This is a genomic window from Clostridium sp. Marseille-P3244 (assembly GCF_900120155.1).
Lineage (GTDB): Bacteria > Bacillota > Clostridia > Lachnospirales > Lachnospiraceae > Mediterraneibacter.
On record NZ_LT635549.1, the window covers coordinates 2437938 to 2463159 of the forward strand.

24 protein-coding genes are annotated in these 25222 nt (G+C 52.7%); 3 read left to right on the forward strand and 21 right to left on the reverse strand.

From position 1 onward, the window contains the following. Positions 1-171: 171 nt before the first annotated feature. The 4 genes from BQ7367_RS13400 to BQ7367_RS13415 all read right to left on the reverse strand — a co-directional run bounded on the left by BQ7367_RS13400 (position 172) and on the right by BQ7367_RS13415 (position 2595). Positions 172-921, reverse strand: coding sequence for an LXG domain-containing protein (locus BQ7367_RS13400; protein ID WP_072525891.1), 750 nt, complete (start codon positions 919-921; stop codon positions 172-174). Positions 922-977: 56 nt separating this feature from the next. After that, a complete protein-coding gene (locus BQ7367_RS13405; RefSeq protein WP_072525892.1) occupies positions 978-1253 on the reverse strand; it encodes a hypothetical protein in 276 nt (91 codons plus the stop codon). A gap of 37 nt (positions 1254-1290) precedes the next feature. Continuing rightward, entirely contained in the window at positions 1291-1578 is a 288-nt protein-coding gene (locus tag BQ7367_RS13410) for a hypothetical protein (protein WP_072525893.1), read from the reverse strand. Positions 1579-1728: 150 nt separating this feature from the next. Then, positions 1729-2595, reverse strand: a complete 867-nt coding sequence (locus BQ7367_RS13415) for a LysR family transcriptional regulator (protein ID WP_072525894.1) — start codon at positions 2593-2595, stop codon at positions 1729-1731. 159 nt (positions 2596-2754) lie between these two features. Here BQ7367_RS13415 and proB point away from each other — a divergent pair, with 159 nt between their 5' ends. Beyond that, entirely contained in the window at positions 2755-3561 is an 807-nt protein-coding gene (gene proB, locus BQ7367_RS13420; RefSeq protein WP_072525895.1) for a glutamate 5-kinase, read from the forward strand. A gap of 67 nt (positions 3562-3628) precedes the next feature. On the opposite strand, the gene carB is transcribed toward proB, so the two are convergent. The 13 genes from carB to BQ7367_RS13485 form a co-directional block, all read right to left on the reverse strand. Beyond that, the gene (carB, locus tag BQ7367_RS13425) at positions 3629-6829 is read right to left on the reverse strand and encodes a carbamoyl-phosphate synthase large subunit (protein ID WP_072525896.1); all 3201 of its coding nucleotides are present in this window, start codon (positions 6827-6829) and stop codon (positions 3629-3631) included. Beyond that, a complete protein-coding gene (locus BQ7367_RS13430) occupies positions 6829-7899 on the reverse strand; it encodes a carbamoyl phosphate synthase small subunit (RefSeq protein WP_072525897.1) in 1071 nt (356 codons plus the stop codon). Before BQ7367_RS13430 ends, carB begins: the two co-directional genes overlap by 1 nt. Positions 7900-8041: 142 nt before the next feature. Next, a complete protein-coding gene (locus BQ7367_RS13435; protein WP_072525898.1) occupies positions 8042-9301 on the reverse strand; it encodes a transglutaminase domain-containing protein in 1260 nt (419 codons plus the stop codon). Positions 9302-9333: 32 nt separating this feature from the next. Beyond that, positions 9334-10599 carry a peptidoglycan-binding protein gene (locus BQ7367_RS13440; RefSeq protein WP_072525899.1) on the reverse strand — a complete coding sequence of 422 codons (1266 nt, stop codon included), beginning with the start codon at positions 10597-10599 and terminating at the stop codon, positions 9334-9336. A gap of 54 nt (positions 10600-10653) precedes the next feature. Continuing rightward, positions 10654-11685 (reverse strand): RIP metalloprotease RseP, encoded by a 1032-nt coding sequence (gene rseP / locus BQ7367_RS13445; protein ID WP_072525900.1) that lies wholly within the window; start codon positions 11683-11685, stop codon positions 10654-10656. 3 nt (positions 11686-11688) lie between these two features. Continuing rightward, a complete protein-coding gene (dxr, locus tag BQ7367_RS13450; RefSeq protein WP_072525901.1) occupies positions 11689-12831 on the reverse strand; it encodes a 1-deoxy-D-xylulose-5-phosphate reductoisomerase in 1143 nt (380 codons plus the stop codon). A gap of 29 nt (positions 12832-12860) precedes the next feature. Next, complete coding sequence (locus BQ7367_RS13455) at positions 12861-13673, reverse strand: phosphatidate cytidylyltransferase (RefSeq protein WP_072525902.1); 813 nt, start codon at positions 13671-13673, stop codon at positions 12861-12863. An 11-nt stretch (positions 13674-13684) separates the two neighbouring features. Then, complete coding sequence (locus BQ7367_RS13460; protein WP_072525903.1) at positions 13685-14383, reverse strand: isoprenyl transferase; 699 nt, start codon at positions 14381-14383, stop codon at positions 13685-13687. Positions 14384-14566: 183 nt separating this feature from the next. Beyond that, positions 14567-15118 (reverse strand): ribosome recycling factor, encoded by a 552-nt coding sequence (gene frr, locus BQ7367_RS13465; RefSeq protein ID WP_072525904.1) that lies wholly within the window; start codon positions 15116-15118, stop codon positions 14567-14569. Positions 15119-15132: 14 nt separating this feature from the next. Beyond that, a complete protein-coding gene (gene pyrH, locus BQ7367_RS13470) occupies positions 15133-15828 on the reverse strand; it encodes a UMP kinase (protein WP_072525905.1) in 696 nt (231 codons plus the stop codon). Positions 15829-15852: 24 nt separating this feature from the next. Next, complete coding sequence (locus tag BQ7367_RS13475) at positions 15853-17418, reverse strand: ClC family H(+)/Cl(-) exchange transporter (protein WP_072525906.1); 1566 nt, start codon at positions 17416-17418, stop codon at positions 15853-15855. Positions 17419-17496: 78 nt separating this feature from the next. After that, a complete protein-coding gene (locus BQ7367_RS13480; RefSeq protein ID WP_072525907.1) occupies positions 17497-18177 on the reverse strand; it encodes an LrgB family protein in 681 nt (226 codons plus the stop codon). After that, the gene (locus BQ7367_RS13485) at positions 18170-18547 is read right to left on the reverse strand and encodes a CidA/LrgA family protein (protein ID WP_072525908.1); all 378 of its coding nucleotides are present in this window, start codon (positions 18545-18547) and stop codon (positions 18170-18172) included. Before BQ7367_RS13485 ends, BQ7367_RS13480 begins: the two co-directional genes overlap by 8 nt. A gap of 326 nt (positions 18548-18873) precedes the next feature. On the opposite strand from BQ7367_RS13485, the gene aroF reads away from it, so the two are divergent. Continuing rightward, a complete protein-coding gene (gene aroF, locus BQ7367_RS13490) occupies positions 18874-19887 on the forward strand; it encodes a 3-deoxy-7-phosphoheptulonate synthase (RefSeq protein WP_072525909.1) in 1014 nt (337 codons plus the stop codon). A gap of 82 nt (positions 19888-19969) precedes the next feature. Further along, positions 19970-21025 (forward strand): 3-dehydroquinate synthase, encoded by a 1056-nt coding sequence (gene aroB / locus BQ7367_RS13495; protein WP_072525910.1) that lies wholly within the window; start codon positions 19970-19972, stop codon positions 21023-21025. On the opposite strand, the gene BQ7367_RS14360 is transcribed toward aroB, so the two are convergent. From BQ7367_RS14360 to BQ7367_RS13510, 4 genes are all read right to left on the reverse strand, one after another. Beyond that, positions 20994-21278, reverse strand: coding sequence for a hypothetical protein (locus tag BQ7367_RS14360; protein ID WP_143142992.1), 285 nt, complete (start codon positions 21276-21278; stop codon positions 20994-20996). The genes aroB and BQ7367_RS14360 overlap by 32 nt on opposite strands. A 116-nt stretch (positions 21279-21394) precedes the next feature. Continuing rightward, positions 21395-23671 carry a xanthine dehydrogenase family protein molybdopterin-binding subunit gene (locus BQ7367_RS13500; protein ID WP_072526231.1) on the reverse strand — a complete coding sequence of 759 codons (2277 nt, stop codon included), beginning with the start codon at positions 23669-23671 and terminating at the stop codon, positions 21395-21397. A gap of 29 nt (positions 23672-23700) precedes the next feature. Next, a complete protein-coding gene (locus BQ7367_RS13505; RefSeq protein WP_072525911.1) occupies positions 23701-24201 on the reverse strand; it encodes a (2Fe-2S)-binding protein in 501 nt (166 codons plus the stop codon). After that, positions 24202-25005, reverse strand: a complete 804-nt coding sequence (locus BQ7367_RS13510; RefSeq protein ID WP_072525912.1) for an FAD binding domain-containing protein — start codon at positions 25003-25005, stop codon at positions 24202-24204. Positions 25006-25222 lie beyond the last annotated feature (217 nt).

The following is a 25222-nucleotide window of genomic DNA, read 5'->3' on the forward strand; positions in this document are numbered from 1 at the left end:
CTGGATCGCTGGTCATAAAATGCTGCAGACGCACCATCTGACGTATGTATTTATAATCTCCTTCGCTCAATCCCAGCTTTTTACAGAAGAACTCTTCTTCCTCGTCATATTTATAAGCCCAGCCGGCGCCTTTCCTCCATGCATGCGTTTCTACCGAAAAGAACAGGATTTTTACCGGTTTATCATTATAGTCCCCAATTGGCTGATCGCTCTGACAAAATACCAGTCTCTTTCCTTCTGAGGCAGATCCGCATACAGCTTCTGGACGGCTTCGTATATATCCCACAGGATATCGACCGTCCGGTCATCGAACCCGAACTGTTCTTTCATATTCTTTTTAAACATTTCTTCCGTAGTCCCGCTGCCTTTCGTGCTCAGCGGCAGGACTTTTACTCCCAGAGTACTGTCATAGACTGCTGTGTGCAGCAGATTTACGGCCTGCTGCATGGCGGACACGTCAACCCCCGAATATACGCTGCCGCTGGCAGACACAAAGGCATAGAGCCGCTCCAGCTTGTTCCGCCGGTTCTGCTCCAGTTCCGCCAGAAGGCCCTCATAGGCATACAGCTGCAGCCTCTCTGCCATCCCGCGAAGATACTGAATCTGGTTCAGCTGGTCGATCAGGACATCTTCATTGACTTCCGACTCTCCCGGCAGATATTCATCGAGCAGGGCGATATGCTGCTCATTCGCCCGCATGAATTCCCGTATAACCGTCTTCTGAGCGCGCACCGCGGCAAGATGTCCCCGCTGCATATAGTCTTTGGAAGCAGTATATGCTTCACCCTGCAGTCCTTCTTCTCCTGCGTATGAGGCAATGCTCTCCTCATATGGAACGGCCAGCTCCATCATCTCCGCGAGCCTTTTATTTAGTGCTCTCAGGCCGGCTTCCAGCTCATAAGTCCTTACATAATATCCCATTCAGGTTCCCCCTTCCCTGTTCCTGATCCGTTTTACCGGTGTTTTCCAGACATGTTTCAGCCGCGTCTTATGTGTCCGCCGATTCTCCCGTCACTGTGCTGGATCTTCTTCCAGCTGGCGAAGCTTCCGCATTTTTTCTTCACAGGTATCCTCCTTCTGCATCCGGAGCCGTGCCATCTCTGCGTCCAGTCTCTCCTGTTCCTCTCTGAACTGTTCCTCTGTCCGGAGCCCGGCGGCTGCCGCCTGTTCATTTGCATAGAAAAAGAACGCGCTCTCACCTTCCCCGGCGGTTTCGGCCAGCCGGGAACAGAGCTCGTCCAGATCTTTTTCATATTCTGTTATCCTTGATCACCCCCGCCATCTTGTGGATCACAGCCGCGCTTCTGTCTGCCGGTTCGCACTGCCCATCCGATGATCTGCCTCATCAAAAAACACAGCCAGCGATTTGATCTGTCTGCTGTCCTCCAGCGCTGCCGCGCCATAGTCGGATATCCCGCGGCTGATCTCCTCGATGACTGTGTTTACCTGCTGACATCCGGGCGCGTTGCTCCCTGTAACAAAAGGCAGTATGACCTGGGTATAATTGCTGATCCCGGCGCTCACCTTCGCACTGTGTGTTTCTGCAGTCTGCACATCACTTTTCAGTATATGACTCATATTTTGCCCTCCTCATATCCCGTCTCCCGGTCTGACGACCTTCCTATGCTATTATATCACATTTGGTTAATATTAACAGATAAAATTATGTTTTATGATATAAAAACAGAAAATTCAGCGATTGATACCGAATGATTTTATCAGTGCAATCTACCGATAATCCAGATATTCCATAAACCGCCTGACCGCCAGGGATTCTCCTCTTTTTGACTTCCAGGCCAGCCCGATATTGCGATAGGAAGGGATCTCCAGCTCCCGGACCGCCAGATGATAGGGCGTGCGCTTCAGGATCAGCTCCGGAAGAATACTGACCCCCAGGCCGCTCTCCACCATGGCCATAATGGCATAGTCGTCCCATGTAGTAAAATGCACCTTCGGGCTCACACCGCTGCGCTCGAATATTTCCGATATTTCCGCTTTTCCTCCCTTTTCCATAAGCAGGAAAGGTTCATTTCCCAGCGCACTGACAGGTATTTTTTCAAGGGCCGAAAGGGGATGGTCCTCCGGGAGGACGACCAGAAGCCTGTCCTGTTCCAGGAACAAGGTCTCCAGCTCCGCGCCGGCCGGAAGCCGGAGGAAACCGCAGTCCACCCGGCCTTCCAGAATCCAGGTTTCGATCTCTGTGTAATCTCCCAGCAGAAGTTCATAGTCGACGGCAGGATATTCTTTCTGAAATTCCCGGATAATGTTGGGCAGCCAGTGGGTCGCTACACTGGAAAATGCGCCGATCCGGATAAGTCCGGAACGCAGGCCGTTGATCTCATCCACTTCCGCCTGCAGTTTTTCATACTCCTGACAGACATTTCTTGCATACGGAAGGAGACGGATCCCGTCGCCTGTCAGATTCACCCCGCCTCTGCCGCGCTCCAGCAGAGTCACATTCCATTCCGATTCCAGATCTTTGATCATCCTGCTGATGCCGGACTGAGAGTAATTGAGCAGTTCTGCCGCTTTCGTGAAGCTGCCGCACTCTACTGTCTTTACAAATGCCAGGTATTTCTGGATGTTCATATCCATTTTTCTCATCTCCTTAATGAAACTCTATATATCTGTTTTTATTATGTTTTTCATGATAAACATTCACTTTTGTAATTTATAAATCTATGATACGATAGTCCGGTAGATCAGTCAAATAAAATCATGGAAAATAAAGGATAATAGGAAAAGGAGAAGATCATGGGACTTTACAACAACAGGATCGTAGTGAAGGTAGGCACATCCACCCTCACCAACGACGCGGGAAAAAGTGACTTGAGGGCCACAGACCGGCTCGTATGTACACTCTCGGACATCCACAACATGGGATATGAGGTCATCCTCGTATCGTCAGGCGCCATCGCGGTGGGCAGAAATAAGCTGAACATGCAGTCCAGGCCGGACAGTATGCGGATGAAGCAGGCGGCCGCGGCCGTCGGACAGTGCAGCCTGATGTACCTGTATGATAAATTTTTCGGGGATTACGACAAGACAGTGGCGCAGATCCTGCTGAATGCCGAGGATATCGAGCAGGAAGAGAAAAAGGAAAACCTGACCAACACGTTCAATGCTCTGCTGGAGATGGGCATCATCCCCATCGTCAACGAGAATGACTCTGTAAGCTATACCGAGATCGAATCCGAAGACCGGCTCTTCGGAGACAACGACATGCTCTCCGCGGTAGTCGCCGTTCTCTGCCGGGCAAGGCGGCTGGTCATCCTGTCTGATATCGACGGTTTTTATGACAGTGATCCCCGGCTCTATCCCAACGCCAGGCTGATCGAACAGATCGATCACATTGATGAGAGCATCAGCTCCCTGGCCGGAGGCGCCGGAAGCCGGCGCGGCACAGGCGGTATGCGGACCAAAGTGCAGGCGGCTCAGCTGGCTACCTCCCAGGGGATCGATACGATCGTCACCAACGGGAAACGCCCGGAAGCCCTGTACGATATCATCCGCGGCGTACATGCCGGAACTCTCTTTACCGGGAAAAGTGAAAACAGATAAAATGTGAAAAAACTGTGAACGGGGACGTGTACCTTTTAAAAGGTACACGTCCCCGTTCACAGTTTTTTCACACTTTCGCGATATCGATCAGTGTCAGTTTCTTGATATCTGTATTCTCCAGGCTGGTGATCAGCGCCCTGGCGGTATCGATAGCCGTCAGCACGTTCACGCCTGTCTCTATGGCATTCCGGCGGATGACGAACCCGTCTTTGGAGTGTTCTGCTCCCTGTGCCGGAATATCGATGACGAGGTCGATCTTATGTCCCAGGATCAGGTCCAGAAGGTTCGGCGACTCCTGCTCGATCTTCCGGACTGCCGTTGCCTTCACGCCCGCCTCATTGAGCGCCCGGGCTGTCCCGGCAGTGGCGAAGATACGGTATCCGATGGCCGCGAACCTGCGTCCGATCTCCAGAGCCTCTTCTTTGTCTTCATCCCGCACGGTCATGATCATATTGTTGAATTTCGGAAGCCGGATGCCTGCTCCGAGAAACGCCTTGTACAGCGCTTCGTCAAAGGTCCCGGCGATCCCCAGGCATTCTCCGGTGGACTTCATCTCCGGTCCCAGACTGATGTCCGCGCCCCGGATCTTTTCAAAGGAGAACACCGGCATCTTGACCGCCACATAATCTGCCTCCGGCTGAAGTCCCGGTGTGTACCCCAGCTCCCGGATCTTCTTTCCGATGATCACCTGAGTGGCCAGCGGTACGATGGGAATCCCTGTCACCTTGCTGATGTAGGGCACGGTCCGGCTGGATCTGGGATTGACTTCGATGACGTACACATCTTCTTCCCCGCAGACGATGAACTGGATATTGATCATCCCGATCACATGGAGGGATTTTGCCAGCCTTCTGGTGTACTCCGCGATCTTTGCCCTGGCTCCCGCTGTCAGGCTCTGAGCCGGATACACGGAAATACTGTCGCCGGAATGGATCCCTGCCCGCTCGATATGCTCCATGATGCCTGGGATCAGAATATCCGTTCCATCGCAGACTGCGTCCACCTCGATCTCCTTGCCCTGAAGATATTTGTCCACCAGGATGGGGTGATCCTGCGCGATCCGGTTGATGATGCCGATGAACTGGTCAATGTCATTGTCATTGATGGCAATCTGCATCCCCTGTCCTCCCAGCACATAGGAGGGACGCACCAGCACTGGATATCCCAGACGGTTTGCCACTTCTTTGGCCTCCTCTGCCGTAAATACAGTTCCGCCCGTCGGGCGCGGGATCTGGCACTCTTCCAGGATCTCATCGAAGAGCTCCCGGTCCTCGGCTTTGTCCACGTTCTCCGCGGAAGTTCCCAGGATCGGCACGCCCATCTTCATAAGCGCTTCTGTCAGCTTGATGGCGGTCTGTCCCCCGAACTGGACCACCGCCCCGTCGGGCTTCTCAATATCGACGATGCTTTCCACATCCTCCGGCGTAAGAGGCTCAAAATACAGCTTGTCCGCAATGTCAAAGTCCGTACTCACCGTCTCCGGATTGTTGTTGACAATGATCGTCTCGTATCCTTCTTTTGCAAAGGCCCAGGTACAGTGTACAGAACAGAAATCGAACTCGATGCCCTGCCCGATCCGGATCGGTCCGGACCCGAGGACAAGGACTTTCTTCCGGTCTCTTGTCTCTTCGACTTCATTTTCGCTGCCGTATACCGAATAATAGTAGGGCGTCTCCGCAGCGAACTCGGCAGCGCAGGTATCCACGATCTTGTAGGCTGCCACAATGCCGTTCTCATGACGCATGTCGTGGATCTCCCTCTCATCCTTCCCGGTCAGCCGGGCGATCACATTGTCCGGGAACTCGATGCGCTTTGCCTCTTTCAGCAGCTCCGGCGTGAGTTCCTGCGTCTTTAGGGCCTGCTCCATCTCCGCGATGATCGCCAGCTTGTCGATAAACCAGCGGTCGATCTTCGTAATATCGTATAGTGTATCATAGTCCACGCCCCTGCGGATCGCCTCCGCAATCCTCCAGATGCGCATATCGTCCACAATGGCCAGCTGTTCCATCAGATCGTCCATAGAAAGTTCTGAGAAATCATAGGACAGCAGGCAGTCCACATGCTGCTCCAGGGACCGGATGGCCTTCATCAGCGCGCCTTCAAAATTATCACAGATGCTCATGACCTCGCCCGTAGCCTTCATCTGCGTCGTCAGCGTCCGTTTGGCGCTGATAAATTTGTCAAAAGGAAGGCGGGGAAATTTCACGACTACATAGTCCAGCATCGGTTCAAAACTGGCGTACGTCTTCTTCGTGATCGCGTTTTTGATCTCGTCCAGCGTATACCCCAGGGCGATCTTTGCCGCCACCTTGGCGATCGGATATCCGGTTGCCTTGGAAGCCAGGGCGGAAGAACGGCTCACACGGGGATTCACCTCGATCACACAGTATTCGAAAGTATCCGGATTCAGGGCATACTGCACGTTGCACCCGCCGGTAATGTTCAGTTCACTGATAATGTTCAGCGCGGAAGTACGCAGCATCTGGTATTCCTTGTCTCCCAGCGTCTGGGACGGCGCCACAACGATGCTGTCTCCTGTATGCACGCCCACCGGATCGATATTTTCCATGTTGCAGACCGTAATGCAGTTCCCTTTTCCGTCCCGCATCACTTCATACTCGATCTCCTTCCAGCCGGCGATACACCGCTCCACAAGCACCTGCCCCACACGGGACAGCCGCAGACCGTTCTCCAGGATCTCCACCAGCTGATGAGGATCATGGGCGATCCCGCCGCCGCTTCCGCCTAGAGTATAAGCCGGGCGGAGCACCACCGGATAGCCGATCTTATTGGCAAAGGCCAGTCCGTCGTCCACATTTTCCACTACAAGAGACGCTGCCACCGGCTCCCCGATCTTCTCCATCGTGGCCTTGAACTCCAGACGGTCCTCAGCCTTTTTGATGGTCTCGGATGTGGTGCCGATGAGACGGACGCCGTTTTCCTTTAAAAATCCGGCTTCCTCCAGCTCCATGGCAAGATTCAGGCCGGCCTGTCCTCCCAGCGTCGGAAGCACGCTGTCAGGTCTTTCTTTTAAAATGAGCTGCTCCACCACTTCCACAGTCAGCGGTTCAATATATACCCGGTCCGCAATGTCCTTGTCTGTCATGATGGTGGCCGGGTTGGAGTTCAGAAGCACCACCTCAAGCCCTTCCTCTTTCAGAGAACGGCATGCCTGGGTTCCCGCATAGTCAAACTCCGCCGCCTGCCCGATGACGATAGGGCCGGAACCGATCACCAGAACTTTCCTGATACTTAAATCTCTTGGCATTATTTCGCTCCTCCCATCATCTCAATGAATCTGTCAAACAGGTATCCGGAATCCTGAGGCCCGGGACATGCCTCCGGATGGAACTGAACGGTAAAGATATTTTTCCCCACATAGGAAAGTCCCTCGTTGGTGCCGTCATTTACATTGACAAAAGCCGGCGCGGCCACTGCGGGGTCAATACTCTTATCATCCACCACATACCCATGGTTCTGGGATGAGATGTAGACTCTCCCCGTAGCCAGGTCTTTCACCGGATGATTGCCGCCTCTGTGGCCGTATTTTAATTTATGGGTAGACGCGCCTGTGGCAAGAGCCATAAGCTGATGTCCGAGACAGATGGCGAAGATCGGGATGTCTGTGTTGTACAGTTTTCTGATTTCTTCTATGACAGATGTACAGTCCGCCGGGTCTCCGGGGCCGTTAGAAAGCATGATGCCGTCAGGATCTGATGAAATGATCTCTTCCGCGGTGGTGTGAGCCGGATAAACGGTCACTTCACAGCCGCGGCTGTTTAAAGATTTCGCGATATTGTTCTTTGCCCCAAGGTCCAGAAGAGCCACCCGCTTCCCTGTTCCTTCAAGCACGTATTTTTCTCTGCATGTCACTTTGGAGACAACGTCCCCTACCCTGTATTCTTTCAGTCTGGGAAGGATTTCATTCAGATCATACTCCTCATTGATGGTGATCATGCCATTCATGGTCCCTTTCTCCCGCAGGATCTTGGTAAGAGCCCGGGTGTCGATCCCCGCGATGCCGGGAATGTCCTGCCCTTTCAGGAAATCCTGTATGGTGCCCTGGCACCGGAAATTGCTGGGCATCCTGGAAAGCTCCCGGACAATATAGCCGTCCGGCCACGCCCTTCCCGATTCCATGTCCGGCGTGATGCCGTAATTCCCGATCAGCGGATATGTCATGACGACCGCCTGTCCCGCGTAGGAGGGATCCGTCAGCACTTCCAGATAGCCTGTCATCGAAGTGTTGAACACGATCTCGCTGATGCAGTCCCTTGTGGAGCCAATGCTTGTCCCGGTAAATACAGTACCGTCTTCCAATATTAGAAATGCCTTCATCTGTCCACCCTTTCCTTTTGTAAATTACATAGTAAAGGCACTCTTGGAGTCTTTCCGTCCAGAGCGCCCTCGTTCTCAAATTGTAAATATTGTACTACAACTGATCTTATATTTCAACACCAATTTTCCTGACTTATTTCCCTCAGCTTCCGTAATCCCAGAACACCATGATCTTATTGTGGGTCTCATCCTCGATATAGGTATACTTCACGCTTTCCAGCCCGTAGACAGAAGCCAGAGTCCGGGCAGCCTTCGGGAACAGATCCTCTTTCATCACAGCCGCGGCCCCGGCATACACTTCCCGGGACGGGAATTTGCACAGGAACATCTCTTCCCCCGCATAAATGCTGCTGTTCATCGCCTCAAGGATGATCTGGGCGTCAAAAGAGTCATAGTACAGCCCGTTCAGCCTGTAATAATCCAGGTCATTGGAATCACAGACAGGATAGGCCACCTCCCGGGACGGCGTATGGTCCAGCAGGATCACCTCATCCGTGCAGCAGAGATAATCATAGTTGATGATATTCTCCGGCAGTTCCTCCCCTGTCTCAGCGGACAGAAATACCGGATCCCCGAACGTCACATCCATCTGATAATATGCTTCCCCGCAGTTTACAATATTCCACGCATGGGACTCCTGTCCCTGGGCTGTCCCCACCACATAGATGCACTCGATCCCCAGTTCTCCCAGAAGGTACTGGGCGGCCCGGGAATACCCGGCGCATACCGATCTTCCTCCTGCCAGAGCACTGTAGATATTCTGATTGTCCGGCGCCGTCTCGTCATAGTCCACCGTCTCGATCAGATACTCGTAAACATACCGGATCTTGTCATACTCAGACATCCCGGAAGCGACTTCCTCCATACAGGCGGACACCGCCTCATCGATCCGGAGCTGTTTCTCAGCCTTTTCTTCCGGCGTACAGGTATAATCCGGGCAGAATTCTGTATGGTCGTCATAGACTGTCATCCGGGAGCTTCCCGCACACCAGAAAAGTTCCGGGCGGTCATACAGCAGGTATTCATAGATCTTTTCCGGCCGGTCCTCCCGGCCCGCATGAAGAAGGATGCTTTCTTCCATGTTTCGGACGCCCTGCAGCAGTTCCCGGTAAATGAGCTGTTCTTCTTCTCCCAGCTGGAGGTAATAAAAATCACTCTCTGACTCTTCCGCCGTGACTGTCAGCTCCGGAAATTCCGTTTCCTGACGGATCGTGGCATTGACTGTCTCCTCCACGGTTTCATCCAGCGCCGCTCTCAGCGCGCTGCCAATCTGCCTGAATGTGCCGGGCAGGACAAGGCTGCCAAGGACCATGACTCCCGCGGCGGCTGCCAGGATACACAGGCAGCCGGTCAGCCGGAAACGCCTCTTTCTTCTCTTTCTTCTCCGATCTCTGTCTGGCATATATCTCCTCTCTCTGTATTGGATGTATCATCTTACGTCAGTTCCGCGATCCGGGACACCCCGACATAGATCTCGGATATCTTATACCATGTGGAGTAATCTACTTTTCCTGTCACCGGCAGGCCGAACACAGACTGGAATTTTCTCACTGCCTCCGCCGTGGCGGGACCGTACACGCCGTCCGCGGTGATCCTGGGAAGGGCCGGATACGCGCCAGCGATCACATTGAGCTGTTCCTGCATCTGCCGGACTTTCTCGCCGCTGGAGCCCTCCTCCAGAGTATACCCCGGCCAGGACGCGGGTATACCGGATATCTCCTCCGCAGTATTGATGTACATGTCATCTCCATAGAAATACCGGAGGATCTCAATGGGAGAGTACCCCTGGTCGCCCAGTTCCTTCGAGCCCCATTGCGTCATCCAGTTGGGACAGGTCACCCGCCGCCCGTCGCAGTACTGCGTAAGGATCGGCTGCCGCACGTTGGGCCGGGAAAGATAATTGGCAAACAGTTCATCCACGATCACGGATATGGTATCATAGACGTTCCTCTCCGGGATCCATTTATGGTCAAATGCCGTTGAAGACGTGATCGTAAAATCATACCCCCGGTTCCGGTACCACTCCGTATACACCCGGTTCAAGGTAAACGACATAATCGCCAGTACATTGGCGCGGATCGTATTGGCCGGCCAGGTAGCATAGATCTCGCTGGAGGCCACATTTTTAATATAGTCTTTGTACTTTACATAATAGTTTGTGGCCGTCGAATCCCGGGGCGAACCGTTGTGGACGACGATATACTCCGGCACCACCACGCGGCTTAAGACGATCTCGCCGGTCTCGTTGACGGGCTTGATCTCATCTTCCGCGATCTTCGGGGGGTATTCTCCATATAAAGTATGAGCAGGGATGACGAATACCTCTTCCTCTTCCCTGCCCGTCTCGCTTGGCCGCATCCTGACATTCTGGATGGCTTTTACATTCGCAAGGATCTCGGCGCCGGCTATGCTCACCGGTTCAAATCCGGGCGCGCTGATATCCAGCGTATACTCCGAATAGGGCTGCCTTTCATTATTGGGGTCCAGACTCCATTCTTCCGGAGGCGCGTCAAGATCCAGGATCTCCGTCTGCCCGGAAGAATCTGTCGACACCTGCTCCAGCGTGCTCTGGGGAACTCCTGTGTAAGAGATGGATATCCGGGCATCCGCCACAGGGCGCCCGCCCGCCGAGGAGGTCACATTGATCTGAAGCTGCCCTTTCTCTGTCGCCTCATCCTGCATTGCTCTTATATTGTTCATAGATGACTCCTGCATACAAATGATCTTTTTAATTATATATGCAGATCTTTCTCTTTAGAACAATTTCATAATATCGTTGTACATCACCACCACCATCAGCAGCATCAAAGCGGCAAATCCGATGAAATGCACCATTCCTTCCTTCTCCGGCGGCACCCGTTTGCGGCGCACTGCCTCGATGATCAGGAAGACAAGCCGCCCTCCGTCCAGAGCGGGAAGGGGCAGAAGATTCAGGATCCCCAGGTTGACTGTCAGGAGAGTCCCGAAATTCAGCATGCTCAGAAAGATGGCCGCTGCCCCGGCAGGAGCCGCGGATTCATAGACATCATTGACTACATTGACGATCCCCACCGGACCGGACAGATCCTGGATCCCCGCCTGTCCTGTCACCAGCATCCGCAGACTGTCCACTGTGTAGTGGACCCAGTATTTGACTTTATAGATCCCATACTGCATAGAACCCAGAAGTCCCGGCCTCTCGTAGTCCCCTCCCGCGACGCCGAGCCTGGGAGAGGTGTCTTCCTCCAGCTGTCTTGGTTCCAGCTCCACAGTGTATTCCTGCCCGTCTCTCTCATACACCACTTCATAGGGGGCCTCATCCGGATGCGTCAGAGTGTACAGATTCATATCATCCCAGGTATAGATATTGCGGCCGTTGATCTCCCTGATCACATCCCCTTCCTGAAGTCCCTGTTCCTCCGCGGAATAGCCGGGATCCACTCCTGTGATCGTGGGCGACACATATCCGGTGGACATGATCAGGATCACGCAGAAGATCCATGCCAGGATCAGATTGAACACAGGTCCTGCCGCGATGACCGACATCCGCGCCCAGACGGAACTTGCGTTAAAACTTCCTTCCGACATATCCTCCGCGTCGTCTTCTCCCATCATGCACGCGCCGCCGAAAGGAAGCAGTTTCACACAGAAAAATGTCTCCCCGAACTTCTTTCCGAACAGCGTGGGCCCCAGGCCCAGAGAAAATTCATCCACACGGATCCCGTTCTTTTTGGCCAGGAGAAAATGTCCCAGCTCATGAAAGATGATGATGAAACTAAATAGTAGGATCGCTATGATTATGCCCATATATTACCACCTGTTTTTTATAAATTCATATGTTTCCTGCTCTGTCTTTAGTATCTCTTCTATCCCGGGGGCCTGGATATTCCTGTGGGCTTCCATGCACGCGCCGATGATCTCCGGGATCTGAAGATAGCGGATCTTCCCTTCCAGGAACATGGCCACCGCGCGCTCATTGGCGGCGTTGAACACGGTGGGAAGCGTTCCGCCTGCCCTGCCCGCCTCATAGGCCAGCTTTAAGCCGTAAAATGTTTCCATATCCGGTTTCTCAAATGTGATCCCGGACAGTGCGCCAAAGTCCAGCCGGTCTCCCGGCAGATACCGTCTCTCAGGATAATAAAGCGCGTACTGGATGGGCAGCTTCATATCCGGCGTCCCCAGCTGCGCGATCACCGCCCCGTCCTGATATTCCACCATGGAATGGATGATGCTCTGTGGCTGTACCACCACCTGGATCTGGTCTACAGAGACGCCGAACAGCCACTTTGCCTCAATAACCTCCAGCCCTTTGTTCACCATGGTAGAAGAGTCGATCGTGATCTTCTTTCCCATGGACCAGTTGGGATGCTTCAAGGCATCCTCCACACGGACATCCGCCAGTTCTTCCTTCTTCTTTCCACGGAAAGGCCCCCCGGAAGCCGTCAGCAGGATCTTGTGCAGGGCTTTCTCCTGGCCTCCCTGAAGAGACTGAAAAACAGCGCTGTGCTCGCTGTCCACCGGAAGGATGGACACATGGTGTTCCTCTGCCATGGGCATGATGATATGTCCTGCCGTCACAAGCGTCTCTTTATTGGCCAGGGCAATATCTTTTCCTGCCCGGATCGCCTCGATCGTCGGAAGGATGCCGATCATTCCCACAATGGCCGTCACCAGGATCTCTGACTCCGGCTCTGCCGCCACTGCCAGCAGCCCGTCCATTCCGGACAGTACCTTTACTTCCATATCACGGACCCGGTCCTTTAACTCTGCCGCCCGTTCTTCCTTCCAGACAGCAGCGATCGCCGGACGGAATTCCCGGATCTGCTTCTCCAGCAGAGCGATATTGTTCCCTGCTGCCAGAGCTGTCACCTGTATATCCCCGTTATTCCTTACGATCTCCAGAGTCTGGGTCCCGATCGACCCGGTAGAGCCCAGGATACTGATCTTTTTCATCTGTCTTATCCTCTTTTCTCTGCCCATGCTCACAGCAGGATGGCAAGATAGTATATGATGGGAGCTGTAAAAATGACACTGTCAAACCGGTCCAGGATCCCTCCGTGGCCCGGGATCAGCTTCCCGTAGTCCTTGATATTATGGCAGCGTTTGATGGCCGACGCCGCAAGATCGCCCACCTGGGAGATGGCGCCGCCCACTGCCCCGATAATGGCATATTCCGCCGGACTCACTCCGGCCGTTCCCCAGTGATTGATGGCAAGGGCATAGAGCATGCCGATCAAAGCTGCGCCGGCAATACCTCCGATACCGCCTTCCACTGACTTTTTGGGACTCAGTACCGGAGCCATCTTATGTTTCCCGATGAGCATCCCCACACAGTACGCGCAGGTGTCGCATCCCCAGGAACAGACAAAGACCAGCCATACCGTGAACACGCCGCCGGGAAGATTTCTGGTCTGGTATATATAGGACAGCATTACAGCTACATAAAACAGGCCGAAGAACGCTGCCAGTATCTGCTGTGTATTGTATTTGGGATAGCCGAACACCAGAACCGCCATCTCGCAGACCAGGTATCCCATAAACAGCATCATAAACCATATATGACTGTCTCCCGGGAGCACAGATTCCAAATACACCAGGGTGTAATACCCCGCCGCGAAAATGTATCCCACGATCCCCGGCGGTTTCTTCTCGATCCCGAAGACCCGGTAGAGCTCCCACATCCCGATCAGACTGATAAGGAAAAGGACCCCAAACAATAGCTCCCCGCCGGTGATCACTGTTACCAGAGCGACAGCCACCAACAGGATCCCGCTTATCAAACGCGTCTTAAACATATTCACGCCTCCTATACGCCGCCGAAACGCCGGTGTCTGTGATTGTATTCTTCAATAGCCTTTTCCAGTTCTTCTTTCGTAAAGTCCGGCCACGGCACATCCGTAAAATAAAACTCTGAGTAAGCCAGCTGCCACAGCAGGTAATTGGAAAGTCTCTGCTCACCGCTTGTCCGGATCAGAAGATCCGGATCCGGTATATCATGGGTATCCAGGTAGGACTCGAAAACTGCCTCGTCGATCTTTCCCGGCTCCAGCTTTCCTTCCACACAGTCTGCCGCCATCTTTCTGGCCGCCCGCACCAGTTCATCCCTGCTGCCGTAATTCAGCGCAATGGTAAAATTCAGCCCGCCGTTGTTTACTGTGGACGCCTCCAGCTCCTGTATCCGGCTCTTGATATCCTCATCCAGAGGCGTGATATCACCGATGACCCGGATCTTCATATCATTTTTGGCCGCTGTCTTCAGACAGGTCTTCATATAATTGCGCAGCAGGCCCATCAGCGCGGCGACCTCACTGTCCGGCCGGCTCCAGTTCTCTGTAGAAAAGGCGTAGACCGTCAGATATTTAATGCCCATCCGCCAGGCTTCCTCGCAGATCCGCTCCACATTTTTGCTTCCCTGGGCATGGCCGTAATTTCTCGGCATTCCCTTTGCCCTGGCCCACCGGCCGTTTCCGTCTAATATGATCGCAATATGCTGCGGTACTTTCATTCTTTCTCCCTCTCAGATATTTTATTACTATTATTACCATTCGATACAAAAGGGAGCTTGAAATACAAAGCCCCCTTCTGATATTTCCCCAGTGGTTCTTCACAGAATGTCCCTGGCGCGGCAGATCTTTCCCCGGGCCGGCCGGGCCTCATTTCTTAAAGTTCCGGTTATACAGAATTCCGGTTATACCGTCATGATCTCTTTAGATTTTGCTTCGACCATCTTGTCGATCTTCTCAATGTACTTATCTGTGATCTTCTGAAGCTCGTCTTCCAGATCCTTGATCCCGTCCTCCGAGATCTCGGTCCCTTTCAGCTTCTTAAACGCCACATTGCCGTCTCTGCGGATATTGCGGACAGCTACCTTGGCAGCCTCGCCCTTCTTCTTCACATCCTTGGCCAGCTCCTTCCTTCGCTCCTCGGTCAGCTCCGGGAACACAAGACGGATCGTGGATCCGTCGTTCGTCGGATTGATCCCGATATCAGAGACAAGGATCGCCTTTTCAATCTCTTTTAACATATTCTTTTCCCAGGGCTGGATCTGGATCATGCGGGCCTCGGGAACCGACACGTTCGCCACCTGCTGGATCGGTGTCGGAGATCCGTAATAATTCACTGTCAGCTTATCCAGTACATGGGGGTTGGCCCGCCCGGCGCGGATCGTCACCAGTTCCCCGTCAAGATTATTGATCGTCTTTGTCATCTTTGCGTCATATACTGCCACTTTCTCATTCATGGTGTAAACCCTCCTTATACTGTCACTTTCGTTCCTGTGAAATTCCCGCTCATTGTCTCCACGATGCTGTTCTCTTCGTTCAGTCCGAAGACCAGCATGGGCATTTTATTCTCAAGGCAGAGAATGGATGCTGTAAGATCCACTGCCGCCAGCTTTCTGTCGATCACTTCCTGGATCGTGATCTCATCGTATTTTACCGCATCCGGATTCACCTTCGGATCACTGTCATAAATGCCGTCGATCGCCTTTGCCAGGAGCATGGCGTCCGCCTCGATCTCAACAGCCCTGAGCACTGCTCCCGTATCCGTGGAAAAATAGGGATGGCCTGTCCCGCCTGCGAAAAAGACGACCTTTCCTTCTTCCAGCGCCTTCAGTGCCGCATCCTTGGAAAACAGAGAGGTAAATGTGCCGCACAGAAACGGCGTAAATACTTCTGTCTTCATCCCCACATAGCGGAAGATATCCGATACGTAAATACAGTTCATCACGGTAGCCAGCATCCCGATCTGATCTGCCTTTGTCCGGTCGATGGTCTCGCTGGTCCTTCCTCTCCAGAAGTTGCCGCCGCCGGTCACGATGGCGACCTGGATCCCGGAATCTGTCAGCTGCTTCACCTGACGGGCAACGCCGATACAGGTGGCCTCGTCAAATCCGGTCTTTTTGTCCCCTGCGAGAGCCTCCCCGCTCAGCTTCAGTAACACTCTTTTCATATTGTCTGCTCCTTTGTTCTCAACCTAAAATGAAGTATAACATAAGTTTTCCAATTTGTCATGTATATATCCCGCATCCTGCTCGTCCGTCATGACGGTCAGCCTGTCCCCTGCCATCAGCTCTGTCTTCCCTTTCGGGATCCGTTCCTCTCCATCCCGCTCAAGCGCTACAAGAAGACAGTTTTTCGGCCAGTTGATCTCCATCACCCGGCGCCCTTCCAGAACTGATCCGCTCATGATCACAAACTCCGCAGTCACCTTCCGGCCGCCTGCGGATCCGTCCTTCTTTTTTCCCCGGCTTTCCAGCAGTCTGCCCAGGAGGCTTTCATAGATCGGTTCCGATTTCAACAGCGTTGCCGTGATATACGCGGCTACGGACACGATGGCCAGGGACAGCATCTGGCTGACGGAACCGGACATTTCAAAGAGAAGGATGATCCCTGTGATCGGAGCGCGCACTACTGCCGTGAAGAAGCCTGCCATGGCAAGGAGGACAAAATTGTTGGTATAGGCGGGATCCAGACCGAAAAGTTCTGTTCCCGCCATGGCGAACATCCCGCCCAGCAGCGCTCCCAGTACCAGGAGGGGAAAGAAGATTCCGCCCGGCGCTCCTGAGCCGAAACTGACTGCGGAAAAGAGCAGCTTCACCACAAATATAACGGCGGCGGCGCCAAGGAGCATTTCCCCGGCGGTCAGATCCGTGATCAGCCCGCTGCCGGTCCCCAGCACGGAGGGCATCACCAGCCCCAGTACGCCGGCCGTCAGGAACGCGACCGCCAGCCTTCCCGTTTCATTCAGGAATCCCGGCTTTTTATAAAGATCCTGGGCCTTCAGCATCACCCGATTATAGGCTGCCCCCGCAAGACCGAGAAGGGCTCCCAGGATCAGAAGCATCCAGTAATGATCCTGGGGCAGTACGTGCTCCAGCTGAAACTGAAATACCGGATCCAACCCCATGATATGAGAGCAGATATAATCCGCGGTCACCGAGGCAGTCATGACCGACACAAGGATGCTCGCAGAGAATCCCTTATGTATCTCCTCCAGCGCGAACATCACCCCTGCCAGAGGCGCGTGGAATGCCGCTGCAAGCCCTGCACTGGCTCCGCAGGTTACCAGGTAGTTCTCCTCTGTCTTCCCCCGGTCCAGCAGTCTGGACACTCCCTGTCCGCTCATGGCGCCAAGCTGGATAGAAGGGCCCTCCCTTCCCAGCGAAAGTCCGCCCAAAAGACAGAGAAACCCGCCCAGAAACTTTGCCGGAAGAACCTTCTTAAAATCCTGGCTCAGTTTGCCCTGGACTTCTCCTTCTACCTGCGGGATCCCGCTGCCCGATATCATTGGTTCCCACTTTGCCAGGCGCCCCACGATCACTGCCAGAACAAGAAGAGCCACAAACCATCCCGCGATCCGCAGAGGATCTCCCTGTATAAACGCAAGCACCAGATCCAGCCACCGGCCCGCATAAGTCAGCGCGATCCGGTACAGCATTACAATCAGACCGGAAACAAGCCCTGTCAGCAGGCCCTCCCCGATCAGGATCACCGGGAGCCTCTGTATCCGTTTTATCGTATAAGAAGTATTCTTTTTCATGTTTCTTCCCTCTTTTCTCTTCCTTCCCCGGACCGATGCCGGACTGAATTTCATGTGTGGATCCAGAACAATAAAGTATTATAAGATCAATAAAGAAAATATCACCGTGATCAGTCCGCACACTCCGATCGCAAGGCCGCTTACCGCTCCCTCGATCTCGCCCAGTTCAATGGCTTTGGAAGTGCCTACCGCATGGCTGGACGCCCCGATCGCAAGGCCCGCCGCCACCGGATCAGATACCCGGAAGATCCGGATGAGGAACGGAGCCAGGATCCCTCCCAGGATCCCGGTGAAAATAACTGCCGCCACTGTCACCGGCGCTGCTCCGCCCGCCTGTTCCGCGATGCTGACCGCGATGGGAGTGGTCACGGACTTGGGAAGAAGAGAAACCGTCAGCTCTCTGTCCAGTCCAAAAAGACGGCACATTCCGTACACACTTGCCACCGAAGCCGCCGATCCCGCAGTACAGCCTGCCAGAACCGGCAGCCAGTACTGTTTCAGGATCTTGATCTTCGTATATACCGCCACGGCCAGACATGCGGTGGCCGGACCCAGGAACAGATTGATCACTTCTCCTCCTGCATTGTAAGCATCATAAGGAATTTTAAAAACAAGAAGGACTCCCGCTGTCAGCACAACAGCAATAATAAGCGGATTGCACAGCGGCGTCCTGAATTTCTGTTCCAGCTTTACCCCGGCAGCAAAGGTCAGGATACTCAGTGATATGCCGAAATAAGGGGAAGAAACGATCTCATTCAATGTCCTGTCCTCCCATTCTTTTTTTCTCGCACCAGCGTGCGGTCCATTTTACCGCCCAAGCAGTCACTGCAAAGGTAATAACTGTTGAAACAATACAGATAAAAATCAGCTGTGCCAGTTTATCCTTAAGAAGATCAAAATAATTGATCACGCTCACTCCCGCCGGGATAAAGAAAAATGACATATTGCTCAGAAGAAAATCCGCTTTCTCCTGGATATGCTCCAGTTTCAGAACCCCGGTGACCAGGCACAGAAAAAGCAGGATCATGCCGATCACGCTGGCAGGAAAGGTAAAAGGGAGCACTTTCTCCACGGCCACGCTCACCCAGCACACTGTAAAAATGATCCCGGTCTGTTTTATGATCTTCATAACCTGTCCTTCCCTTCTCCTACTGATACTCTGTTTATAATATCTCTATTTTTTATATACCCATCGGCCCTAACTAAAATACCACCCGGCACAGATGGATGTCAACGGTCAGAAAATCCCGGACAAAAGACAGGGCAAAACTGTTGACATTTCCCTTCTGTTGTTTTATGATACTAATGTTTTCACACTTTAAACAGCTAAAATTTCACAGTGTGAAGTTGCCGTCAATAATTTTATTCTGGCAATTAATGACCGTTATCCGGCCATTCTGATAAATCAATAGAAATCAATTAAATCAATAGAAATCAATCCGGAGGGAATTAAAAATGATCATCGTATTAAAACCACATACTACAGAAGAAAATATCACCCGTGTTGAGAACCTTGTCAAAAACAGAGGGCTTGACACGCATATCGTGCGCGGTACGGAGATGACGATCATCGGCTGTATCGGCGACACGACCCTGATCGATCCCCGGCTGTTTGAGGTGGACAGCTGCGTGGACAAAGTCATGCATGTACAGGAGCCATATAAACTGGCCAACCGCGCGTTCCATCCCGAGGACTCTGTGATCGACGTGTCCGGGGTCAAGATCGGAGGCGGGCACATGGGTCTGATCGCCGGCCCCTGCTCGGTGGAGACTTTTGACCAGGTTCTGGAAGTTGCCCGGGCAGCCAAAGCTTCCGGAGCGAACCTGCTGCGCGGCGGCGCATTCAAGCCCCGTACAAGCCCCTACTCTTTCCAGGGACTGGGACTGGACGGTCTGAAGATCCTGTGCGATGTCAAAGAAGAAGTGGGACTTCCGATCGTAACAGAACTGATGTCACCTCAGTATCTCGACATCTTTAATGAAAAGGTAGATCTGATCCAGATCGGGGCCCGGAATATGCAGAACTTCGATCTTTTAAAACAGCTCGGCCAGATCGACCGCCCGGTTCTTCTGAAACGCGGCCTGAACGCCACTTATGAAGAATGGATCATGTCCGCAGAATATATCATGGCTGCCGGTAATGAAAATGTGATCCTCTGCGAACGGGGGATCCGCACATTTGAGACCTATACCCGGAACACACTGGATCTGCAGAGCATCCCTGTTCTGCACAAAAAGACCCACCTTCCCGTGATCGTAGATCCCAGCCACGCAGGAGGAAAATGGTGGCTGGTAGAACCCATGGCAAAAGCCGCTGTCGCGGCGGGAGCCGACGGTCTCATGATCGAAGTCCACAATAATCCCGAGTGCGCGCTCTGCGACGGGGCACAGTCGCTGAAACCCGAAAAATACGATTCCCTGATCCGCCAGGTAAGACAAATTGCAGAAGTTGTAGGAAAAATTGTGTAAACTCTTAAAAAAGGGGACAGGTACTTTTTAAAAGGGGTCAGGCCCCTTTTAACGGCATTTTCAGAAAAAGGAGTGTATCACCATGAAAATAACTGTTAATTTAGGCAAAAACACTTATCCGATTTATATTGAAAATGGGATTCTCGCAAAAAGTGGAGATTATATTTCGGAAATCTTCAGCGGCCGGAAGATCATGATCATTTCCGATGATCATGTCTTCCCCCTTTATGGGGAAACACTCCTCCATTCACTGTCTGAGTATGAATGTTTTTCCCTGATTCTTCCCTATGGTGAACAGACAAAAAATTTTCAGGCACTGCCGCGGATCTACTCCGCTCTTCTGGACGCGAAACTGACCAGAAGTGATCTTGTCATTGCTCTGGGAGGCGGAGTGATCGGTGATCTGGCAGGATTTGCCGCTGCCAGCTATCTGCGCGGTGTCAGTCTGGTCCAGATCCCCACTTCTCTTCTGGCTCAGGTAGATTCTTCCGTTGGCGGGAAAGTCGCGGTAGATCTTCCTCAGGGGAAAAATCTGGTGGGTGCATTCTTCCAGCCAAAACTGGTACTTATTGATCCAACCGTTCTCGACACGCTCCCCGGACATTTTGTCAGCGACGGGATGGGGGAGGTCATCAAATACGGATGTATCAAAGATGCAGAACTGTTTGCCCGCCTCTGTTCTCAGTCCTCTTTTGAAGGATTAAAGCCCGAACTTCCGGAAATTATCGCGCGGTGTGTGGATATCAAACGGATCCTCGTGGAACGGGATCAGTTTGATACCGGTGACAGGATGCTCCTGAATTTCGGACATACACTGGCTCACACGATCGAACAGTATTATCACTATGAACGGGAAAGCCATGGAGAAGCCGTAGGCATCGGAATGTATCAGATTACAAAATGTGCGGAACGGAAAGGGCTCACCGAACCCGGGTGCGCCGATCAGATCCGCACGGCTCTCAAGATATACGGACTTCCCGACTCCTGCGGGCTTCCGGCTTCAGAACTGACCGGAGCAATTCTGCTTGATAAGAAAAACCTGAACGGCCGTCTCAATCTGGTACTTTTGAAAAAAATCGGAGAGAGTTATGTATATCCTTCCGACATCACATTTTTTGAGAAACTGGAAATGATCTGAAATTGTTCGAGTTATCAGAAAACGGCGGGAAAAGGGGACAGGCACTTTTTAAAAAGTGCCTGTCCCCTTTTTTCCCCCGTTTTTTGCTGTTTCTTTTAAAAATCTTGATGTGTTTTAGAGGAAGTTTTTGGTCTATTTCTCGCACACACTCGGTTCTTAGAGGAACCCTCTTTTTCACCAAAAGACCCACCCTCCCCCGTTCTTTGATAAGTTCAGCCGTGTGCTCTTCCGATCTTGCCAGTGCCCATTCCACGGAGATATCCTTGATCAGCGCATGAACAAAAGGGCCTGTCTTTTATACTCATCTGGGGACAGGCACTTTTTAAAAAGTGCCTGTCCCCTTTTCCCGCCGTTTTCTGATAATTTAATTTATTTTTCCTTCATTCCCCGATATACTTTTTCTGCGGTCATCGGCAGTTCTCGAATGATCACGCCAACCGCATTCTGGATGGCATTGGAGATTGCCGGTGACGGTGTATTGATCACGATCTCGCCGATAGATTTTGCCCCGAAAGGTCCGGTCGGCTCATAACTGCTCTCAAACTCTACCCGGATATTCCCTACGTCAAGACGGCTTGGTATTTTGTACTGCATGAAAGAGTTGCTGTAATTTTTCCCTCTGGGATTATACACAATATCCTCAAAGAGCGCCATCCCGATTCCCTGGGCGATGCCGCCCTCTGTCTGGACACGCGCCAGATTGGGATTGATCACTGTCCCGCAGTCCACCACCGCGGCATAATCCACCATCTCCACAACCCCTGTTTCTTTATCGATCTCTACCTCTGCGATCCCTGCCATAAAAGGCGGAGGAGATGTGGGAGAAGAAAAGGCCTCACTGGCAGAAAGTGCCTCATTGCTGCTGCACATAACCCGGTTTCCGATTTCTTTGCGGGTGATCGACTCTCCGGTTTTCAGATTTGACACCTTATCTCCGTCAAATTCCACCTCATCCGCAGAACATCCCAGATACTCCGCTCCCCTTTCACAGAGCTTTGTACGGAGCGTCTCGCAGGTCTTCACCACAGCCATCCCTGTCACATAGGTGGTACTGGAGGCGTAGGAACCACAGTCATATGGAGAAATATCTGTATCCACGCCATGAACCACGATGTCGTCCATCCTGCACTCCAGGCATTCAGCTGCCATCTGGGCAAGAATTGTGTCGCATCCTGTCCCCATGTCGGTGGCTCCTACCATCAGGCTGTAAAATCCGTCGTCATTCACCTTGATCGCTACGGATCCGGTATCTACTCCGGAAATTCCGGAACCCTGCATGGCCATCGCGACTCCTACTCCGCGCACTTTGCCGTTTCCCATATCACGGCAGGGATATTTCTCCTCCCAGCCGATCATCTCTTTTGCCCGCTTCAGGCACCGGTCAAGGGCACAGCTTTCTGTCTTCTCTCCATAATACGCAGGCATCACCTGACCTTCCCGGACCATGTTCTTCTCCCGCAGGACTGTGGGATCCATTCCCAGTACCTGGGCCAGCTCATTCACTGCGGACTCCACCGCAAAGATCCCCTGGGTGGCTCCGTATCCCCGGTAGGCCCCTGCGGACATGACATTTGTATATACTACATCATAAGTAAAACGGTATGCTTCCGCCTTCCCATAAAGGGGGATAGACTTGTGGCCGGAAAGCCCTACCGTGGTAGGTCCATGCTCGCCATACGCTCCTGTATTTGAGAGCGTGTAAAGATCAATCCCTCTGATATTTCCTTCTTTGTCCGCTCCCAGTCGGACATGCATCTCCATCTCATGCCGGGGAGAAGACGCAGTCAACGATTCTTCCCTTGTATAAATGATCTTGGCCGGTTTTCCTGTCTTCCAGGTGACAAGCGCCGGATAAACTTCAGACACAGAAGTCTGCTTTGCCCCGAATCCTCCGCCGATCCTGGGTTTTATCACGCGGATCTTATGTTTGGGAATATCCAGGGCATTGGCAAGGATCCGCCGGATATGGAACGGCACCTGTGTAGAAGAGACTACATTCAGCCTGCCGTAAGTATCCAGATATGTATAAGTCCGAAACGTCTCCATCATGGCCTGCTGATTCGCTTTCGTATGGTACACCCGGTCGATCACATGATCACAGCTTTTGAGAACCGCCTCGATATCTCCGTCCTGACTCACCTCGTGGGCACACAGATTTCTTTGATTATCCGCCCCTACCGGGCAGAGACTTCTCCAGTTTTCCTCCGGATGGACAAGGATCGGATTATCTTTTGCCTTCCGGAAATCCAGGACCGGTTCCAGTACCTCGTATTTTACTTTGATCAGTTTCATGGCCTGCTTCACTGCCTTTTCTGAAGTACCCGCGATAATGGCAGCTGCATCGCCCACAAACCGCACTCTCTGATCCAGGATCAGACGATCATAGGGGCTGGGCTCCGGATAGGTCTGTCCCGCCATGGTAAACCGTTTGTCCGGACAGTCCTTGTAGGTCAAAACACATTCAATCCCCGGGACTGCCAGTGCCCGTTCCACGGAGATATCCTTGATCAGCGCATGAGCATAAGGGCTGCGCAGAACTTTTACAATCAGACAGTCAGCAGGCGCAATATCATTTGTATAGACAGCTCTGCCGGTGACAAGCGCCCGGGCATCCACCTTTGCGACCGGTCTGTTGACAACACGCATTCTGGAAATATTATTTCTGTTATCCGGGCTCATGCTCTCATCTCCTTCCCCGCCGTCAACTCTCCGCTTCCCGCGGCATTCTTCCGCTCTTTCATATACTTCTCAATGGCCCGGAGCTGTCCCATATAACCGGTGCACCGGCACAGATTTCCCGCCAGATATTCTTTGATCTCTTCCAGGTCCGGATCCTCCAGCTCCCGGAACATAGCCAGGACATTCATGATGAATCCCGGAGAGCAGAATCCGCACTGTTCCGCCCCTTCATTTGCCAGGAAGGCTCCGAACTCTGCCGCTTCTTCCTCAACACCTTCCAGTGTGGTGATCTCGTGCCCCGCGATACCGGCCGCCAGCACAGAACAGGACAGACGGGACTTTCCGTCGATCCAGACGGTACACAATCCGCAGTTTGTCGTCTCGCATCCGCATTTTACACTCTTACATCCAAGATCCCTGAGGACATCCAGAAGGATCGAATCCGGCCCGGCCTCAGCCGTCACCTGTTTCCCGTTTAAAACAAACTGTATCTCCATCTATCTCTCCTCCGCTAAGATCGAACTCATTTCCCGCCGGATCAATACCTCCGCCAGATGCCTCCTGTATTCCGCGCTTCCCCGCATGTTCGTGCCATACTGAAATTCTGCCGCTGCCTGCCGCGCGTACTCCGCGATCACTTCCTCAGACGCATCGGCAGGGATCTCCCACTGCTTTTCGATCAGAGCGGCTTTCATCGGCCTTGCCCCCACGGAAAAATACCAGGATTCCTGACCATGCACGATTCCATTGACCACAGCACAGGCGATAACCGGAAAATCTGTCTTTGTCTGACGGACGGAACCGTATCTGAACTTCCTCCTGCTCTTTCTGACAATGACGGACAGAAGGATGTCTTTATCCGGTTTGCGCTTCACAAACTCGGAAAGCCGTATCGTTCCTCCGTTATACAGCTCTACGAAAGTATCCAGAGCCAGAAAAGCCGTCAGCACATCCGAAAAGCCAAACCTTCCGTATATGCTGCCTCCCACGGTGGCCTGATTCCGGAACTGCACTCCCACGATGTGGCGGACCGACTCCGCAATCCCGTCGCCGTACAGTTCTTTTAACACTTCGCACTGTTCCAGCTGGCGCAGGGTGCACATGGCTCCGATCCGGATCACATTGTCTGTATCTTCGATCTGATCCAGTCCCAGATCCGACAGGTCGATGACCGTCTTGACCCTTGCGTTACCAAGCCGCATCCACATCATGCCGCCCATCACCCGGCTGTTGCGGGCCTGATTGAGTTCATACGCCTCCTCCGGCGTTTTCGCCTTCACATAATTACTGATTGTAAGCACGACCGCTCTCCTTTCCCGCCCGGCGTCTCCTGCACAGGGAATACGGCTGTGTTTCCTGTATTCCGCCCCTGTATCCTGCAGGCGCTCTGGTTACGGACAACTAAATTTATCGATATATAAAACGCGTAAAAAAGGTGCAAATGAAATTTTGTCATTCACACCTTAAGCAGTTGTATTTTATCATGGATAGACAGGATTGTCAAAGAATCTTTCCACT

Bases quoted from the DNA above. Each gene is read 5' to 3' on its own strand.
- carB (WP_072525896.1), bottom strand. From the start codon at position 6,829: ATGCCAAGAGATTTAAGTATCAGGAAAGTTCTGGTGATCGGTTCCGGC.
- dxr (WP_072525901.1), bottom strand. From the start codon at position 12,831: ATGAAAAAGATCAGTATCCTGGGCTCTACCGGGTCGATCGGGACCCAG.
- pyrH (WP_072525905.1), bottom strand. From the start codon at position 15,828: ATGAAAAGAGTGTTACTGAAGCTGAGCGGGGAGGCTCTCGCAGGGGAC.
- BQ7367_RS13455 (WP_072525902.1), bottom strand. From the start codon at position 13,673: ATGTTTAAGACGCGTTTGATAAGCGGGATCCTGTTGGTGGCTGTCGCT.
- BQ7367_RS13410 (WP_072525893.1), bottom strand. From the start codon at position 1,578: ATGAGTCATATACTGAAAAGTGATGTGCAGACTGCAGAAACACACAGT.
- BQ7367_RS13485 (WP_072525908.1), bottom strand. From the start codon at position 18,547: ATGAAGATCATAAAACAGACCGGGATCATTTTTACAGTGTGCTGGGTG.
- proB (WP_072525895.1), top strand. From the start codon at position 2,755: ATGGGACTTTACAACAACAGGATCGTAGTGAAGGTAGGCACATCCACC.
- BQ7367_RS13430 (WP_072525897.1), bottom strand. From the start codon at position 7,899: ATGAAGGCATTTCTAATATTGGAAGACGGTACTGTATTTACCGGGACA.
- rseP (WP_072525900.1), bottom strand. From the start codon at position 11,685: ATGGGCATAATCATAGCGATCCTACTATTTAGTTTCATCATCATCTTT.
- aroF (WP_072525909.1), top strand. From the start codon at position 18,874: ATGATCATCGTATTAAAACCACATACTACAGAAGAAAATATCACCCGT.
- BQ7367_RS13500 (WP_072526231.1), bottom strand. From the start codon at position 23,671: ATGCGTGTTGTCAACAGACCGGTCGCAAAGGTGGATGCCCGGGCGCTT.
- frr (WP_072525904.1), bottom strand. From the start codon at position 15,118: ATGAATGAGAAAGTGGCAGTATATGACGCAAAGATGACAAAGACGATC.
- BQ7367_RS13460 (WP_072525903.1), bottom strand. From the start codon at position 14,383: ATGAAAGTACCGCAGCATATTGCGATCATATTAGACGGAAACGGCCGG.
- BQ7367_RS13400 (WP_072525891.1), bottom strand. From the start codon at position 921: ATGGGATATTATGTAAGGACTTATGAGCTGGAAGCCGGCCTGAGAGCA.
- BQ7367_RS13415 (WP_072525894.1), bottom strand. From the start codon at position 2,595: ATGGATATGAACATCCAGAAATACCTGGCATTTGTAAAGACAGTAGAG.
- BQ7367_RS13475 (WP_072525906.1), bottom strand. From the start codon at position 17,418: ATGAAAAAGAATACTTCTTATACGATAAAACGGATACAGAGGCTCCCG.
- BQ7367_RS13505 (WP_072525911.1), bottom strand. From the start codon at position 24,201: ATGGAGATACAGTTTGTTTTAAACGGGAAACAGGTGACGGCTGAGGCC.
- aroB (WP_072525910.1), top strand. From the start codon at position 19,970: ATGAAAATAACTGTTAATTTAGGCAAAAACACTTATCCGATTTATATT.
- BQ7367_RS13440 (WP_072525899.1), bottom strand. From the start codon at position 10,599: ATGAACAATATAAGAGCAATGCAGGATGAGGCGACAGAGAAAGGGCAG.
- BQ7367_RS13405 (WP_072525892.1), bottom strand. From the start codon at position 1,253: ATGAAAAAGATCTGGACGAGCTCTGTTCCCGGCTGGCCGAAACCGCCG.
- BQ7367_RS13435 (WP_072525898.1), bottom strand. From the start codon at position 9,301: ATGCCAGACAGAGATCGGAGAAGAAAGAGAAGAAAGAGGCGTTTCCGG.